The following is a 17934-nucleotide window of genomic DNA, read 5'->3' on the forward strand; positions in this document are numbered from 1 at the left end:
TTTAAAGTACGAAATGGACTACACCGCCATACACCCTGCCAGCAGGCGGCAATGCCGAGATGTAGAATCAATTTTGTCATTCTCTTCATTTTTCTACACGGAACGTGATGTTGTTCTATAACTATTTATCCTTAGCTTGATGCTGGTAGTAAGGGAAGATCTTCACCCGTTTGGCCCAATCAAGCCATTGTTTTTCCATGGCTTTGGCCATTTCGGGGTGCGTCTTGCTGAGGTCATTGGTTTCACAGCGATCCTCATCGATATTGTAAAGCTCCCAGTTCCTTTTATTGAAACGCGGGCGCACAAGTTTCCATGGCCCCTTGCGGATCGCACTGGAGTTGAAATGATCAAAGTAAATGGTACGCTCTGGCAATTCCTGATCACCGTCAAAAATTGGTTTCAAACTCGTTCCCTCAGTAGGCGTAATGGTGTTGCCATTAAAGGTTTCAGGATATTTGGCGCCCGAGGCATCACAGATCGTGGACATATAGTCCATCAAGTGAATTGGCGTACGCACCCAGCGGTCTGGATTCTTGATACCTTTCGGCCAGTGAGCGATAAGTGGGCTACAGTTTCCACCCTCGTGGTTAAAGTGCTTATACAAACGCAATGGAGTATTGCTTAGGTTTGCCCATGCACTTCCTACCGACATCTCCTTCTCTCCGCGCACATTGAGCCCCATTGTCTTTAAGGCGTCTCCTTTATGCAGAATGTATTCACCTTGACGAGATCCGCCGTCAAACCCCAGCGGTCCCCACTCATAACAAGCGCCATTATCGCTGGTAAAGAGAATGAGAGTATTTTCAAACTCACCCAAAGCTTTGAGTTGAGCAATAATTTTACCGACCCCTTGATCTACATGATCTATCATGGCGGCAAAAAGAGCCATACGATAAGCTAGATCCTCGCGAGTATCGACATCGAGTGTATCCCAGGCAGGGTTGGGTTTGCCGCCATAGCCGTTGTCGATCGGCCCATGTTTTCCGTTGGGATCCTTGGGTACATAGGAACGGTCGGTAAATTTCCAAGCATCGGTGCTCAGCCCGATCTCTTTTTGACGTTTAAATCGCTCATCTCGAAGCACATCCCAACCTTTTCGGTAACGTTCAAGGTATTTATCGCGCGTTGCTGCCGGAGCCTGAACGGGAAAATGTGGAGAAGAGTGAGCAAGATAGAGGAAGAATGGTTTTTTCTTCTCTACCCCCTGTTTGATAAATTCAAGACTGTAATCGGTGAAAGCGTCTGTAGCATAGAAGGTTTCCTTAGTATACTTTATCTCGTGCTCACGCCCTTCTGGCATTCGGTTATATCCGCCTCTCCTGTTCTTCGTATTATACATCCACTGATTCTTTCCATGAAAGTCTGTATAGCCGTAATACTCATCAAATCCGCGATTTGTCGGTGAGGCTACTTCTTCCTTGCCCACATGCCATTTACCCACACCGTATGTACTGTACCCGGCTGTTTTAAGCACCTCAGCTAATGTAACACAGGTATTGTTCAAGTGTCCAAGATACGCAGGGCCCTGCTTTGCAGTTTTATCTGGGCCGGTGAAATCCGCAAGTCCGGTCTGGTGGGAATAGAGACCCGATAATAGCGATGCCCTGGAAGGACAGCAGCGTGCCGAATTATAGTTCTGAGTGAAACGCAGACCATTAACGGCAAGAGAATCAATATGGGGCGTATCAACTTCACCACCAAATGCACCCAGATCGGAATAGCCCATGTCATCGACAAGGATGACTATGATGTTTGGCCTCTCTTGGGCATATAGAGATGGGCAGAGCATAACGGTTACGATCATGAGGATATTGATCAGTTGTTTCATATTGATCCTTTTTCGGCCGGTTATAGACAAAGCCAGTAATGCTTTCGCGCCTAAGTGAAGACTTATTTTATTGATAAAAAATCTGAATTGCATTAGCTTAACTATCCATTAATATTAAAAATATGTACTCGTTCCTAAAGTTTATTAACGAAAGGAGTCTATTGCTCAAGTACTGAGAATTTATAGATTGATCGTGTCTCGTATAAGTCTCCTTCAGCCAAAACAATCGAAGGAAAGTCTTTCTGATTGGGAGCATCAGGAAACCTCTGTGTCTCCAGCGCCAGCGCGCCACGATATATTTGCGGCAAGCCGTTCTTGCCAATCGTTTTGCCATCAAAGAAGTTACCGCCATAGAACTGCAGGCCAGGCTCCTGGGTGTAGATTTCCATGACACGGCCGCTTCTCGGTTCAATGAGACGGGCGGCGAGCGCCAGCGATGAATGAGACGGACGGTTCAATACCCAGTTGTGGTCATAGCCAGCCCCGTGCTTGAGCTGAGTATTGTCCTTCTGCTGCCACAAATCACGGCCAATGGCCTTAGGTGTGGAGAAATCAAACGGCGTGTTCTCTACAGTTACATTTTGTCCCAGTGGAATCAGTGTCTCATCGACTGGTGTGTATCTATCTGCATTGATCATCAAGATATGATCATTAATGGTAATGCCCTCGCCGGCAAGGTTGAAAAATGGATGCCAGGTCAAATTCACAACAGTCTTTTTGTCGGTGAATGCTTTGTACTCAATAAGAAATTCATTCTTATCGGTCAGCTCATAACGGACATCGACACTGAGATTCCCCGGATAACCCATTTCACCATCTTTGGAGAGGTAGTGCAGCTCTACAGATGAAGGTGTAATTTTTTTAACATCCCACACCTGATGATGAAAGCCTTTCGTTCCGCCATGGAGGTGATTGACGCCATTGTTGACCGACAGGCAATACTCCTTTCCATCAAGCTTAAACTTCCCACTCTTTATACGGTTGCAGACACGACCGACAATCGGGCCATGAAAAGGCTCAGGGCAAGTGATGTACTCGTCAAGAGTGTTAAAGCCGCTAACCACATCACCATAAATTCCATCTTTATCTGCGGCCAAAATACTGACTACACGCGCTCCATAGTTTGTTATCGACACTTGCATACCCTTAGTGTTCTTAAGAGTAAATAGGTCGGTCTTCTTACCATCAATCGTCTTGCAGAAATCCTCTGCATTCAAGGCAGGAAACTTTGTTGTCGAAGACTTGCATGCGGCCAGGAGTAAAAATAACGCTCCAGAAATCAAAATCTTCTTTACTAGGCGCCTTTTCGGCTTCTCTACCATGTTATCGACTCTTCGCCAATTCCAACATCGATATACTGGCTCTTGTTTTTATTATCCACATGAATAGCTATCACATTACCTGTTTTCTTCAGCGCCGCTGCTGCTTCAGCTGGCATTGGGATATTCAGGTGTCGCGTATTATCACCTTTCTTAAGAGATAATGCTTTAACACCATTAATATAAATGGTTGCATTTTCATCATAGGCGACACGAATAACAGGACGCTTTAGAGGGAATTCCGACAGGTCAAAGTTTCTTGCGACCCATAGGTCCGAAGACTTCCACTCGGTTCCAATATTGATGGTAGGATTGCGGTGTACTTTATTACCGATAACTCCAGGACCTTTAGACCAGCTTGAACGATCGGCATTTGGCTTGAACCAATCATCAGATGGTTTCGTCATGGTGTAATAATACTCTTGCGGCTCTTTTTCCGAGGTTGGAACCAACATTCTTGCGCTTGCTTTTTTCGGAAAGTTTCGGTCCTCAATTGCCTTTCGGGCCAATTCTGGATCAATTTTCATCACCTTCCGGTCATAGCTCATAAGACCATTGATCTCAGTTTCTACATCTGTCAGCTGTGTGTAGATAGCTCCAGACATACCTACTCGTAGATCATTCGCAAAGGTCTCCTCCCAGGCTTCAAGGTACATCTTTTCAAAGTGACGTTTATCAACAGCAGTTCCATACACTGATGATTCTCTCTGATCAGCAACCCACAAGTTACCTACAGCAACGTAACCGAAACCACCAAACTCACCACCAACTCCGATTCGTGTTGCATCCGGAGCAACACTCGGAGCTCTTTTGTAAACATGGCGGTCAAAAACATCACCACAAGCTGGTGGTATGTACCACCCACTACCACCACAAACAAGACGAGTCGGATCCATATCTTTCACCATCTTAGTAAGGCGCGGAGTGTCATACTGTCCCCAAGACTCATTGAAGATCACCCACATAATCACCGATGGGTAATTAGAATGCTGATCAACCATTAAACGTAGCTCTTTCTCAAACTGATCAGCTTGTTCTTTGGATTTTGGAACTCCGTCTTTATTTCCCTTTGCTCCTGTTCCAGCTCCACCATTGGGCATATCCTGCCACACAAGAAGTCCCAATTTATCAGTCCAGTAAAACCATCGTGCTGGTTCAATTTTTACATGTTTACGAGTCGAATTGAAACCGTATTTCTTTGTCATTTCAAGGTCAAATTTCAGAGCCTCATCAGTGGGAGCAGTTAAGTTTCCGTCAGGCCAGTACCCCTGATCGAGAGGACCAGTCATAAAAATAAATTCATTATTCAACTTTGGACGCATTTTTCCTTTTTCGTCTTTTTCAATGGAAATTTTACGCATTCCGAAGTAGCTGGTCACAGTATCCTTGCCCAATGATATTTTGAGATCATAAAGAAATGGTGAATCAGGTGACCACAGTTTTGCTGATGGGATATTCAGGATAATTGTTTCTCCCGCTTTACCTTTGGCAGTTGCTATTTTCTTGCCTTCATCCAGAGCAGTAACGCTTGCCGTTCCACCCTTAGCGTTTACCGTTACCGAAACTGTTCCATTATCGATATTTGGTACGATTTTCAAATCGCTAATATGTGTTTCAGCAACCTTCTCCATCCACACAGTCTGCCAGATACCTGAATTTGCGGTGTAGTGAATGCGGCCAGGCTGATCAAATTTGATAACTTGCTGTTTACCTCTTGCACCATTTGTACTATCGGTAACAGAAACAACGAGCGTGTTTTTCCCTTTTTTCAGTTGTTTTGTTATATCATAAGAAAAAGCGTCGTATCCACCAGTATGCTTTCCAACCGACGTTCCATTCACAAACACTTCACTCTTGTAATCAATCGCACCAAAGTTAAGCATCAAACGCTCTCCACCTTTTACTGCTGGAGGATTAAATGAACGAGAGTACCATAGACGATCATTAGGTGTGAATTTACGTTTCACACCGGAAAGAGCCGATTCAATTGGATATGGTACAAGTATCTCACCTTCGAAGGTATCAGGTTGACCAGCATCTTTTGAGGTTATTGCGTAATCCCATAGTCCATTGAGATTGGTCCAATTTTCACGCACAAGCTGCGGTCTTGGATACTCCGGCAAAGGGTTCTTCGGGTCGACTTCACTCGCCCATTTCGTCATAATCCTGCCTTCTACAGGCTTCCATTCAGCGATAACATTTGAAACAAATGTCGTCGCAAAAATAACAATTAGTATAACCTTTTTCATATTTTCTATCTCCTTATTCGATTATGGGTATTGAGTAAAATTAAAACAGTAGGTAGATTTCTATTACTACCGATGATTGTAATATTTTTCATTCTATTCTATTTTTTGAAAATCTATTTAACATGATCCCATGCGGACTTAAGTTCGTGCACAATAATGGAGTCAAATTTCATTGCATCGTCTCCTTCAATGGCGATTTTGCGGTTGTCTTTGTCTATCAGTGTAACAAAGCTTCCCGCCACCTGACCGTTATTGATAAAAACCTCAACTGAGGCTTTGTCAATCAGAGTGCGAATAATGACCTTGCCATCTACGGTTGGAGCAGGAATATGCCTGGTGCTGTCATCTTTTTCATACTTCTGTTTCTCTTTGGGAAGCTTTGCGATCTCCGCATTCTTGGCTGCTATCCTTGCCTTGCGAGTCATGTTGGTGAATATAATAACCTTGTTTTTTGCGTTATAGGTAATTTTCTCTCCACGCACATTCAAATCGAAACTACCCGACGGCGCGAACTCCACCGTCATGTCAATCAGTTCGGGACTGAGTGAAGCCAGTTTTGCGTTGGCTTCTTTTGCAGAAATATTCTTGAGGGTTTCGCTCTTGGTGTAGAGGGATTCAATCTCTTTTACGGGGTTTCGGAACATCCGAATGCCATCGGGAGTTGTGCGAAGGCTCAGATCTACGAGGGTTGACATCTGCTGGGTAAAAGGCATCTTTGCCTTGGTAAATAGGTCGCGAGTATTCATCCAGCCAACCTGAACAACACGCCCGTCTGGACCATTGGTGAAGGTCTGAGCTGCATAGTAATTTGTTCCGTGATCAAACCTGAAAACCTTTTTATCCTTGTTCCCAAATCCGGTCCATTTATCTCCGTCAAAGTCTCCGACTTCGTAAAAGGTCTGTGCGCTGGAGATGACCCACTTCATGTTATTCTTATCACCATCAACGGGAAGGCAGTACATATCGAGACATTCTGCAGATTTATTGGGGATATCGAGAAACTGTTTCCAGTTCAACAGGTCAGTGGATTTCCAGAGGCGCGCTGCACGATCCTTTCCGCCCACCATCATAATAGTCACGTAGAATTTTCCGGGAGCATAGTAGAATATGCGCGGGTCGCGCTGTCCTTTGTATAAACCTTCCTGATGTGGAATAAGAGGCTTTCCATCGTTGACCTTTGTCCAGGTGCGGCCGCGGTCGGTGCTGTAGGCGCCTGCCTGAAAGAATTTTTCCGAAGTGGCTGAATAGAGGGCAAAAAGTGTCTTTACATCATTTTTCTGTTTTCCTAATGCGTTAAACTTGTCTACCACCGCAGAACCAGACCATATAGCGTGCGCGCCCTTGCTGCCATCCACTTTGGCATAGGGAGTAATGGCGTGAGGGAGCTGAGTCCAGTGAACAAGGTCGGTGCTGACCGAATTACCCCAGCTCTTGGTTCCACCAAGATTGCCTTTGGCGTAATGTTGAAAATACATATGCCACTCGCCATCGTAATAGACTAAACCGTTGGGATCATTGAGCCAGCCCATGCGTGAAGTGAAGTGAAATTGCGGACGGATATCTTGATCGTAGCCGACACGTTTGTAATAGGGAAAGGTTGAGTCGGAATCCTTGACTTTGGGCCGCTCGATGGGGGTATATACCACGCCAATCTTTTCATCGGAGGCACGAAAGTCATCGGCACTGATATAACCGAAACGAACTTTGCTCTGGTCACTAATGATGAGTTGCGTCTTTTTTCCCATTAGACTCTTGACGTCTAGGCTCACAGCAGTGAGAGTATCAGAAGATCTTGGAGTAGTATCTGCAGCCCCAACGAGTTCCTTGCCATCAACAATGAGGCCCACGTTAAGCTGCTGGTAGTCAGGCCCACCACCGATACGGAAGGTGATATAGGGCTTGGTGATCGTGAACTCCTTCGAGAGTAGTTTCCCTGTTGGGGCATGGTGACGCATGGCGCCGGGCTTACCGCTTTTGCCATCGTACTTCTCGGCGGTTCCGATCCAGTATTCGCCCTGGATATTGCTTGTGCCCTCCTTGCGAGCCGCGAGCTGATCACCTTTGGTGGGCTGCATTGACATGGCATCGCCTTCGGCCGTCCAGTTCTCCAGCGTTCCCTTCTCAAAATCACTGTTTTCAAACAATAACTCCGATCCGGCAAATGCCGTTGTGCCTGCCAGGGTAATTGCGAATATTGCTAATTTCATTTTCATAACTATATTTCCTTGATTGTTAGTTTTACTTTCAATTAGAGGCTTCCCTGCCAATTATCAGTGTGAAAGGGAGATGCGGGAAGCCCTGATTTATTAATCATTTCTTTTTTGATAATTGCCATGTATCCGTTCTGAAAGGAGATGCGGGAAGGCCTTCCTTAGAGTAAAGGTTGCACGTATTCGGATTCATCGCCCAGGCGTAACGAACTGACGCTGGTTTTTTGATCTGTGGGCTACTAACCACGACTACATCTTTGCCGTTGCGTTTTTCAATAACGGCATCAGCCCAGAGCAATTTTTTGTCATCACCAGCAATGGCAAAATATTCGAGCTTGTCACCTTTAGCCATAAGTCCGGACCCGGCATAATCAAAGTGGATAATAACCTTGTCGCCTTCGATCTCGCTTTTTATGTAAAGTGGTGAAGTCGGTGTATTCTTGCCGTATGTTTTATTCAGGACTAACGATGCCATGCGCTTACCGACATCGGTTTTATTTGTTGGATGAATATTCTTTATTTCCCCTAGGTCAATAGTAACAACCATACCTGTATTGGGTGTACTTTTAGCGACGTCGAGAAAGCTCTCCCTGATAATAGGCCACCCACTAGTTTTAGCATTGGGGTCATCTGTGGTCTCTTTGAAATTTGGAAGCTGAACAAAGTAAAATGGCAGTTCCGGGTTACCCCACTGTTGGCGCAGGCAGTTGATCAGGTTCCTGAGCTGGACTCGATAATACTCCGCACGCTGAAGTTCAAAGGCATTATTCTCACCTTGGTACCATATCACTCCTTTAAGTGCAAAAGTTTTCAATGGAGCAATATTTCCACGGTACAGAACTCCGGGGTAATTCTTGTCTACACGAGCTTTTTGGGTACTCTTACTCTCTGCCGCTTTTTGCTTCGCTCGCTCAATCATACGTTTGGCGATAATATCATCTTTGAGGAATTCAGCAGAGGTATAGGACTCAATAAAGGTCCCGCCACTGGCAGCCATGACGATACCGATAGGTACATCGATCTCCTTCTGGAGCTCCCTCATTGTATAAAAGGCAGTTGCAGAGAACTTACCCGCGGTCTCTGGAGAACAGCTTAGCCATTCGCTTCTTGCATCTAAGTCTTCTGGAACCTCCATCACCGGCATAATTCTGTTTGAGAATCGACGGATCTGAGGAAAGTTTGCCGTTTTGATAGCGGACTCGGCATTGTTTGTTTTCTCAACTGGCCAGGCCATATTGGACTGTCCGGTACACAACCAGACGTCACCTGATAAAACATCATTTAGTGTAATTGTGTTATTACCCTTAATTGAGATTGAATGTGGACCACCCGCTTTCGGCGTTTGGAGTTGAAGCATCCAACGGCCGTCCTTGTCAGCCTTTACTGCGGACTTACTTCCCCAGCTACCAGAAACCTCAACCTGTTCACCGGGTTCAGCCCAGCCCCATACGGGAGCCTTTGCTTCGCGTTGAATCACCATGCCATTTGTAAATAAGCGCGCCGTTTTAACATCTGCATAGGCAGTCACCGACAAAACGAGCAATGCCATAACAAGTAAATATCTTTTAATCATTTTATAATTCCTAATTAATTTCTTTTCTTATTTCGCAATGGCTGGAATAATGCGATTGGGAATATCTTTGATCAAAGACATCACACCATGAGCGGTAGCTACGACGATTAAATCTTGTTTTGGAAAAACGAAAACAAATTGGCCTAAAGCTCCTCGAAGTTCAATACTCGGGTATTCTTCGCCATCATGCTTTAAGTTGCGGTGCCAACAGAAATATCCATAGTTATTGACTCCGTAAGCATTCGATATGGGGCTTGTGGCGCGTACCATGAATTCCTCGGGAATTAACTGCTCGTCCTTCCACTTTCCTTTATTGCTAACCAGCATTCCCATTTTGAGCATATCGCGCGATCGAAAACTCGAACCGGCAGCTGACTTTGGGAGCCCGCTGGTGTCTTCCTGCCAGGCATACTCAGTAATGCCCATCTTGCCCATCAATTCCTTTTTAATAAAATCCGCCGCCGAACCTGGAACGACTGCTTCGAGAACCTGCATAATCATGGCAGGATCAGAAGCCTTATAAGCGAACTTTCTCGGTGCCTGCAAAATCGGCACGCTGTCCGAAAGATAGGCCTGGATCTGCTTTTGGCCCTGTAAGAGTTCTGGCTTGTTTTTATACTTCATGACTTTCTCCCGTGTCAGTTTTACTCCAGAGCGCATATTCATCGCTTCTGCCAGAGTCACTTTATCGGCGTCTTCAACAAGCTTACTTCGATCAAGGTCTTTGAGAAAATCGACGACAGGTTTATTCAGATCTTCCATCTTCATATAGCCCAATTGTATAGCTCGTCCGAGTGCAAACGCTGTATAAGACTTGGTGATAGACATTTGAAAATGAGGGAGGTTTTGACGGCCGCGTCTATAGTATGACTCAAATATAAGCTTGCCTTTGTGACTAATGAGTAAGCTATCTGTTTTGTCTTTTCTATCTTTATTGGGGTCTGTTGCAACTTCACGGGCAAAGGCCAAAATCATTTCCTTGTTAATCCCATCTGTGCCCAATGAGCCGACGGGAATATCGTCGTTCATGTCTGTGGGATGTTCACTGATATAGGCTTTATCAAGATAGGGAATATTCTTCTCCCACTGCATGGAAACATCTTTGGCATTGAGATCTATAACTTCCGGGGCCGTGCCGTTGTTTTGAGCCATAAGAGTACAGGGCAATGCCAATAATGATTTAAGTACTGTAGCGAAGATTCTCTTTTTGTTATTTCTGAAAAATTTCATCGTCTAAACTTCCTTTAATATTAATGAATAAAATTACTGTTATTCGGCTACAGCGATGGGGCTTTAGGGCATTGTCACTTTGAGCGTCATTGAAACTGTTTCTTTCATATACCCTGAGATTTTTAAAATTGGACGTTATGGGAACTGTTTCTTTCATATACCCTGAGATTTTTAAAATTGGACGTTATGGGAACTGTTTCTTTCATATACCCTGAGATTTTAAAATTGGACGTTATTGTAGTGGTAACTTTGGTACATAGCTATTTGGATATTTTTGATAAGCGCCCAGACTTAGCTTGCTCCACTGTATTGGCCCACCCATTTCTACATAAATATAATTGTTCCTATTTTGCTTTTTTCCCTATTAATCTGGCAAGGATATAGATTGAATAAATGATCTAAGTAAATGGTTTAATTGGATGGGTCCGATACGCATATTTTATGCCGGGCTAAAGTCCTAGAGGCAGGAAAAGGGGTCGAAATTGATCTAGGGCTCACTTGTGAGCCCGCTAGAATGTAGCGTGCTCCATCAGGGGCATGACTATGAGGAGATCATTCTTACTTTAAAGATTTTAGATCTTCGAACTTAAGGTGATTTTTATTAACAGGTGAGAGTCATTTCTGTGCACTTGTCTTCCATGAGCTTTTTACTTCGTGAATCTTCATTGAATTGATAAGCGTACTCCCTCCCGAAAAAGAGATCGATCTATTGTCAAGATCATGAAGCTCAGAATGGGTTAACACTGTAATGCCATCATTAAGAAAAATTTCAAAGGAGCCGCGATCAACAAGGATACGCAATTTTACTGTTCCTTTGTTATTTAACGCGTCATTCATGACATACTGATCATACTTGAAACGGTGGTTTTTCCGATCTTTCTTCTCTTCCACACTCTTAGCGTCCCAAGTAGATTTTTTGCTTAAATTGCTTTTACTTATAAAGTGAATTGTATTTTTAGTAGCATTAAAACTGAGCTTACTTCCACGTATATTAAGTTCTAAGTCCTTGTCTTTCCCTGGGGTAAATTCGATACTCATATCCAAACACTCTTTATCAATGTTTTTCAGCTCCTCATTTGCAACACTAATACTGCAGCCCCTAGGCAGGCGCCATTGTTTGCCGTAGAGCTTTTCTATCTCTTTTACAGGCCAACGATAAAGGCGAATCCCCTCAGGTGTACGGCGAATCTGCATTATAGCTGGGAAACTCAACTGTTCGGTAAAGGGCATTTTTTTGCGCCAGAAATCACTTTTTTTCAACCAGCCGACGATAATTCTTCGCCCATCAGGACTATTATTAAATGTCTGTGCAGCATTCCAATGACCCAACTTGTGATTCTTTAGCGCCTGTTCACTTTTAAATTTTTTACCATCGAATGAGCCTATTTCATAATCAAAACTACCGTCATAGATGAGCCATTTCTTTTGTGGATTATTAGGAAGATTTCCATCTGCGTCAAGTACGGGTAATTCGAATAAATCAAAGCATTCATGAGCCCAGGGCCTGACAATATCACTTTCGAATTTCCACTTTTGTAAATCATCGGAACTAAAAATGCGCACTTTACCTCCACTGCTTTCACCTAACCAAAGTAATGTCACCCACTTCTTACTTCCTTCATGCCAAAATAATTTTGGATCGCGTTCAGTTCCTTTAGGGTCAACATTCCTGCCCTGAAATGGTATTACTGGAGCACCATCATTTAGCAGTTTAAATGTTCGGCCACGATCAGTGCTATACGCCAGTCCTTGATAGTATTTTGTCTCTTTTGGGGGCGTGAGGATTCCAAACCCCTTGCGCGCATCAACTGCATACGAATACATAAGTACCAGGGTTTTTGTATTTCCTATTTGCTTACCAAGGGAGTTATTATGATCAACTACTCCGGTACCGGAAAATACATAGCCCTTACCATACGGAGTTATAGCATGCGCCAGTTGTTTCCAATGTACGAGGTCCGTGCTCACTGCGTGTCCCCAGGTCATATTCCCCCACCCTGTCCCAAGTGGATTATGCTGAAAAAACAGGTGGTATTCGCCATCGTAGTACATCAGTCCGTTCGGGTCATTGATCCAGTTCTTAATTGAGGTAAAATGGAATGCCGGGCGATACGCCTGCTCATAGCCGATCCCTTTATAAGTATCAAAAGTTCGGAAGGGGTTCTTTTCTTCCGCCATAGCTTTATTAAAAGCCATACTACTTAACAGACTTATAATAAATACGCTGGCGAGTAATTTTAATTTTTTCAATTTCATTATATCTATCCTAGCCATTATCAGTTCAAAATGGAGACGTTGATAAACCGTCTTTGCTATAAAAGTGGGCTTCACTCGGATTAGAGCCATAGGCGTAACGTACGGCGAACGGATTAGAGCCATAGGCGTAACGTACGGCGAACCGAGCACTGACCTTATCTGAACTCACTACGACACTTTTTCCATCAGAACTCAATACAGCCTTCGCCCAATGCCATTTTTTATCATTTCTAGCAATGGCAAAACTCTTGAGTTCACCACTAATCATTTTGAGCCGTTTATTTTATTATTCATCATATTATTTTCTTTTTTTCCATATCGAGCTTAAGTCGTGAATGCTAAGTTTATTGATCATTAGGTCGTCAGCTCCGTCGATATGGATACGCGAATTTTCGGGCGCACAATTTAAGGTAGCGACAGCAGCGCCATTATTAACAAAAATCTCAAAAGATGTGCGATCAAAGAGGACGCGGAATTTGACTTTGCCGTTTTTGTTTTTTGCGGCAATTAAAGTGCTCTCGGCTATGGCACCGACATTGTTTTTGATTCTGATTTTGCCATCTGACTGAGTATAACGAACATCGATGCCGCGGACATTAAACGAAACTTTATCGTGGCTCCCGGGAGTAAACTCGATGCTCAGGTCCATTAAGTCCGGTGTGAGGCTACCAAGGTGATCTTTATCATTAGCCGTATCAAGAGTAATGTTATTCCATGTTTTGGTGTCGATGTAAAGCTTTTCAATTTCCTTGATCGGGTTCCTTAATAAGCGAATTCCACTCGGTGTAGTGTGTAGAGTCAGTTCGACCGGGAAAGACATTTGTTGGGAGAAGGGCAAACCTTTGTGAGAACCAAAAGGTTCTTTACGGTGTTGGTTTTGCATAAAACCAAGTTGAACGACACGTCCATCGGGGCCATTATCAAAAGTTTGCCAAGCGTAGCCCACATTGCCACGAGGTTTTGACGCATCAAAGCCCTGCATTCTCTCACCCTCTTCTAAGGTCCATATTCCTTTTTTAAGATTACCGACGCCATACTTGCCGCCAGCATTTGTTATGACCCACTTCATTTTTGATTTGTCCCCATCAAGTGGGAGCTGAAAGAGATCTGGACATTCTCCGCCAATGCCATCTATTTTTCCTATACGCTTCCAATTCATAAGGTCGGACGACTCAAAGACCGCATTGACTCCCGCAGTCAAAAGCATGATCCATTTCTTCGTTTCTGGATCAAAAACAACCTTGGGGTCACGTTCGCCCGTAGAAGACCCCTGGTTTGGAACTAGGTTTCCCATGAGGGTAAAGGTGCGTCCTTTATCTGTACTGTAGGCGCCATCTTGGTGGAATGCTTTTTGGGTATGAGTAAAGAAGGCGACGATGGTTTTGATATCGCCTTTTTGCTTGCCTAGAGTGTTATTATGGTCAATAATCGAAGTGCCCGACCAAATCTGGCCCTTGCTCGTACAATGCCCTTTATGCGGTACAATCGCATGTTCCAATTGTTGCCAGTGAATTAAGTCAGTACTGATCGCGTGGCCCCAGTTTTTTTGCCCCTTGTGCTGAAAATACATATGCCATTCACCGTCATAGTAAATTAAGCCATTGGGGTCATTGATCCCCCCTTCACGAGAGGTGAAGTGGAATTGTGGTCGATTTTTTTGGTCGTAAGGGGCGGTGTAAGTATGGAAGTTGAATTCAGCCTTATCGAACAAGGGATCGGGCGTTACTTGCTTATCTTCTGCTTTTGTAGAGAAGCTTAAACAATGGCACATGGAAATAAGAAAAAGAAAAATAGACTTTGAGTTTTTGTTGCTTCGGTACATTTGAGTTAACCTATTTAATTGATTTTGATTTCATTTACTCCATATACAGCTAAAATCTGTGGTTTGGATGTGAGCGGGTGAGTTTTAAGAAAACTAGATTGAAATAAATAATTACCGAAGAGTATTTGATTCCTGGGCGACACCACGAGTTTTAAAAATCTTCTCAAAGTGATCAACAACATCAGCTTTGCTTGGGTCTTTTGCCAAATTGACTGTTTCAAGAGGGTCATTCTGGTAATCGTAGAGTTCAGTACCGATGAGTTCTCCTGTTCTCGCCCCGCTCTCATAATCCATTAATACCCATTTTACATAACGATACCTTTTATTGCGCAGTGTGTAGCCCATGCTATCAGGTTTCTTAGGGTCTTGCCATAGACGCCTCGGGTACTGTGACATTGCGGCATTTCGAACGGATTCTTTGGGATTATCCAAAAGATTTTTCAGGCTCTTTCCCTCGAGGACTTCAGGGACAGGAAGATTACTCAGTTCACATAGAGTTGGGAAAATGTCGACAAACTCGGTTAAGGAATCGGATTTGACGCCTTTCTTTCTTTGCCATGGCGAACTGATAATTAAAGGAGAACGTACGGCTTGTTCATAATTCGATTGCTTGCACCAAAGTGCGTGATCCCCAAGGTGCCAGCCGTGATCCCCCCAGAGAACGACTATGGTATTATCCGCGATGCCGAGCTCCTCTACTTTATCAAGCAGTTTACCAACCTGAGCATCGACATACGAAGTACATGCATAGTATCCTTGAATCAGCTGTCGTTGATAATCCTCCGGTAGAGGTTTAAGAAGTCCCGTTTTGGGAACACCCGTATAGCCACCATTTAACTCTCCATTTCCGTGGCGAGACCAATATGGCGAGTCTTTGGGTAGCTTTTGGAAAGTCGCAAGTTCAAAATCGTCACGTTTATAGAGGTCCCAGTATTTTTTGGGAGCTATAAACGGCAAGTGTGGTTTGGCAAAACCTACGCTGAGGAAGAAGGGCTTCTCTTTTTGTGCTAATTTTTCGAGTTTGGCACAAGCTAGCTTGGCTTGCACGCCGTCGATATAGGCGTCATCGGGCAAGTCAAAGTCAGTACACTCTGTCGCCGGGTAGCAATTATGTTCATTTTTAAAGGCAGCTTTTTTGTCGCGTGGCAAATGAAAGTACTTCGTAAATAAAGCTGCAGTTACTGGGTCTTTGTACTTTAAACCCTTGCTCTGATAATAGTGCGAATTTGCCGGGTGGCTGGTGTGGGGAATTGTCCATGATTGGGCATCCTGTTTTTTGTCGGTGTTTCTTGAATCAAAGGTTTTTCCATAACCTGTGGTAATGTAACCCTTGTTCTTAAAATACTCCGGTAATGTCAATAAATTGGGATTAACAGAACGCATTTTTTTAAATTTTTCCATGCTGTAAATTCGAGTCGTATCGGGGTAGAGCCCAGTTAGTAAGCTAACGCGTGACGGGCCACAAATAGCCTGTTGGCAGGAGTTATTTAGAAAAACAGTGCCGCTCGAAGCCAAACGATCAATATTCGGAGTTTTTACGGTGGCATTGCCATAACAACCCAACACAGGTTTGAGGTCATCTATTGGAATAAATAATATATTGGGCCTCTTTCCCTTAGCAGAAGCTGCCAATAATGCGGGCGATATTACAATGATTACCAGTACGGTTCTTAGTATTTTAAACATTTGTCTATTTCCTCTCATTTTTTTATCAGCTCTCTAGTGCCGTGGTTCACCTATTCTGCTCCTCATAACGGCAGTTTAAAATTCAGCCCATTGCTCTGCTGTCGCGAAGTGACAGACCTATAGAAGCATGGGACAAGGAGCAAAGCGACACCGTCCCATGTATGCCATCAACCCCATTTTACTCTGAAGGAGTATTGATAGAATCGTACTTTCAGCACGAATGTTGTTCTCTGCTTACACCTACGACGGCGCTGCGCTTGTCGCAGTCTTATATATAGAGCTATGCTTGCAGCATGCTTTATAAAGTACTTTGAAGGGCATAAAAATGGTTTGAAATTTACGATGTCTTACATTTACGCTATGACCTACAGAACTTGTGAGACGATGCACTCGTCAGCTCCTTCCTGTCTGATTCACCATAATATTCAGGGTATTACTAAAGAGCTTGAAACTCCGCTTTTAGAAAGAGAGAATTTCTTTTTGACTTTTTTACCTTTTATAGTTGCCGTGACTTCATAATCTCCGAGAAAACCGCGAATTTTGAGTTTTCCATCGGAGTCCGTTGTACCAGTTACATTGGTCCACCATTCATTGAGCACGAGGTTTTTGTAGACTTCACCAGCTGGGAGTAATTCTCCTTTGGGCGTTATCAATCCCTTTTGTTTTTGCCACATAAACCCGTCGGTGAAGCCCCATAAAGTAATGCCCTTAATGTTTGGATGGCTGAAGAAAGTAGTTAGGTATTCGCCGAATTTACGACCATGCTCTTGACGGTCTTCACCACCAAGATCAAACTCTGTTATGCGAATGGGGAGATCCAGTTCGCTATACCAGTCAAGGTATGTATACATGACTTCAGGTGAAGGGCTATCTTCATTCAAATGCCCTTCAATGCCAATGCCGTCTATAAGATTTTGCTCCTTCATGGTTTTCATCATATTAAAAATATTTTTACGAAATCTGCTATTTTTGGTGCTACAGATCATGCCATTGTGATTGTAGTAGATTTGGGTATCAGGCGATTTTTCTTTGGAAATTTTATGCCATTGCGCAAGTGAATCCATTCCACCCATAGAATCAATCCAGTCCATGTGCCCGTACATTTCGTTGACCAGATCCCAGTCGCTATACCAGCCGTTCATGCGGCTTGCTGTTTCTTTTATATGATCAGATATCGCTTTGGGTGCATCGACTTTACTCAGTGCTTTTATCTCTTTAGGAGTATTGCTCCAGCGCGGATAGATGGTGGTATGGCCCCGCACTTGAAAGCCTTCACTTTTATAAAATTCATTCGCTTTTTTCTGTTGCGCTTTAAAGTCTTCATCCCAGAAGTCGTTCCAGAAAATGGTTTGAGTGACTGCATTGAAACCAAAATTTTTAATGTTGTGACGGTAGATCGAGGCAAATTTTGTAGAAGCTAAGTAATTTTTTGAATTAACTACTGTACCAAATGGGAAAGCATGTTTTATCATTTTTATTTGTACATCAATCCCCTGCAGCAATTGACCATCGCTATCTTTTATGGAAATGACGATATCTGCTTTGCGGTATTTCTCGATGCGCTTATTTGCTTCTACCTTCCATTGATTTACTTTGCCACTATTGGAACCGGATATTAGAGGGGAAAACGTTTCACTGGCTATTACATTGCTGATCGATACGAATATACATAAGCACATAACAAAAGTAGTGAAATTTTTATTCATGAAGTATTTACCTTATATACACATTAATTTTATTTTGTTTCTACACGCAGACCCT

At 43.5% G+C, this 17934-nt stretch carries 11 protein-coding genes; all 11 read right to left on the reverse strand.

Annotated elements, in window-relative coordinates; translation table 11 throughout:
• Positions 1-121 precede the first annotated feature (121 nt).
• Entirely contained in the window at positions 122-1828 is a 1707-nt protein-coding gene (locus PQO03_RS18090; protein ID WP_274152308.1) for an arylsulfatase, read from the reverse strand.
• A 158-nt stretch (positions 1829-1986) separates the two neighbouring features.
• On the reverse strand, positions 1987-3150 hold the full coding sequence (locus tag PQO03_RS18095) for an aldose epimerase family protein (protein WP_274152310.1): 1164 nt from the start codon (positions 3148-3150) through the stop codon (positions 1987-1989).
• A complete protein-coding gene (locus PQO03_RS18100; RefSeq protein WP_274152312.1) occupies positions 3144-5396 on the reverse strand; it encodes a glycoside hydrolase family 2 protein in 2253 nt (750 codons plus the stop codon). The genes PQO03_RS18095 and PQO03_RS18100 overlap by 7 nt, the downstream gene beginning before the upstream one ends.
• Before the next feature lie 113 nt (positions 5397-5509).
• Positions 5510-7609 carry a glycoside hydrolase family 32 protein gene (locus tag PQO03_RS18105; protein ID WP_274152314.1) on the reverse strand — a complete coding sequence of 700 codons (2100 nt, stop codon included), beginning with the start codon at positions 7607-7609 and terminating at the stop codon, positions 5510-5512.
• Between the two features lie 97 nt (positions 7610-7706).
• Positions 7707-9179 carry a sialate O-acetylesterase gene (locus tag PQO03_RS18110; protein WP_274152316.1) on the reverse strand — a complete coding sequence of 491 codons (1473 nt, stop codon included), beginning with the start codon at positions 9177-9179 and terminating at the stop codon, positions 7707-7709.
• A 27-nt stretch (positions 9180-9206) separates the two neighbouring features.
• Complete coding sequence (locus PQO03_RS18115) at positions 9207-10409, reverse strand: serine hydrolase domain-containing protein (protein WP_274152317.1); 1203 nt, start codon at positions 10407-10409, stop codon at positions 9207-9209.
• A gap of 615 nt (positions 10410-11024) precedes the next feature.
• On the reverse strand, positions 11025-12665 hold the full coding sequence (locus PQO03_RS18120; protein ID WP_274152319.1) for a glycoside hydrolase family 32 protein: 1641 nt from the start codon (positions 12663-12665) through the stop codon (positions 11025-11027).
• 25 nt (positions 12666-12690) lie between these two features.
• On the reverse strand, positions 12691-12933 hold the full coding sequence (locus PQO03_RS18125; protein ID WP_274152320.1) for a hypothetical protein: 243 nt from the start codon (positions 12931-12933) through the stop codon (positions 12691-12693).
• 30 nt (positions 12934-12963) lie between these two features.
• Entirely contained in the window at positions 12964-14487 is a 1524-nt protein-coding gene (locus tag PQO03_RS18130; RefSeq protein ID WP_274152322.1) for a glycoside hydrolase family 32 protein, read from the reverse strand.
• Between the two features lie 111 nt (positions 14488-14598).
• The gene (locus PQO03_RS18135) at positions 14599-16173 is read right to left on the reverse strand and encodes a sulfatase (protein WP_274152324.1); all 1575 of its coding nucleotides are present in this window, start codon (positions 16171-16173) and stop codon (positions 14599-14601) included.
• A 425-nt stretch (positions 16174-16598) separates the two neighbouring features.
• A complete protein-coding gene (locus tag PQO03_RS18140) occupies positions 16599-17879 on the reverse strand; it encodes an endo-1,4-beta-xylanase (protein WP_274152325.1) in 1281 nt (426 codons plus the stop codon).
• Positions 17880-17934 lie beyond the last annotated feature (55 nt).

This window comes from Lentisphaera profundi, assembly GCF_028728065.1.
GTDB classification, from domain to species: domain Bacteria; phylum Verrucomicrobiota; class Lentisphaeria; order Lentisphaerales; family Lentisphaeraceae; genus Lentisphaera; species Lentisphaera profundi.

Excerpts from the sequence above, each read along its gene's own strand:
- PQO03_RS18090 (WP_274152308.1), bottom strand. The coding sequence starts at position 1,828 with ATGAAACAACTGATCAATATCCTCATGATCGTAACCGTTATGCTCTGC.
- PQO03_RS18105 (WP_274152314.1), bottom strand. The coding sequence starts at position 7,609 with ATGAAAATGAAATTAGCAATATTCGCAATTACCCTGGCAGGCACAACG.
- PQO03_RS18125 (WP_274152320.1), bottom strand. The coding sequence starts at position 12,933 with ATGATTAGTGGTGAACTCAAGAGTTTTGCCATTGCTAGAAATGATAAA.
- PQO03_RS18115 (WP_274152317.1), bottom strand. The coding sequence starts at position 10,409 with ATGAAATTTTTCAGAAATAACAAAAAGAGAATCTTCGCTACAGTACTT.
- PQO03_RS18100 (WP_274152312.1), bottom strand. The coding sequence starts at position 5,396 with ATGAAAAAGGTTATACTAATTGTTATTTTTGCGACGACATTTGTTTCA.
- PQO03_RS18110 (WP_274152316.1), bottom strand. The coding sequence starts at position 9,179 with ATGATTAAAAGATATTTACTTGTTATGGCATTGCTCGTTTTGTCGGTG.
- PQO03_RS18135 (WP_274152324.1), bottom strand. The coding sequence starts at position 16,173 with ATGTTTAAAATACTAAGAACCGTACTGGTAATCATTGTAATATCGCCC.
- PQO03_RS18120 (WP_274152319.1), bottom strand. The coding sequence starts at position 12,665 with ATGAAATTGAAAAAATTAAAATTACTCGCCAGCGTATTTATTATAAGT.
- PQO03_RS18130 (WP_274152322.1), bottom strand. The coding sequence starts at position 14,487 with ATGTACCGAAGCAACAAAAACTCAAAGTCTATTTTTCTTTTTCTTATT.
- PQO03_RS18140 (WP_274152325.1), bottom strand. The coding sequence starts at position 17,879 with ATGAATAAAAATTTCACTACTTTTGTTATGTGCTTATGTATATTCGTA.
- PQO03_RS18095 (WP_274152310.1), bottom strand. The coding sequence starts at position 3,150 with ATGGTAGAGAAGCCGAAAAGGCGCCTAGTAAAGAAGATTTTGATTTCT.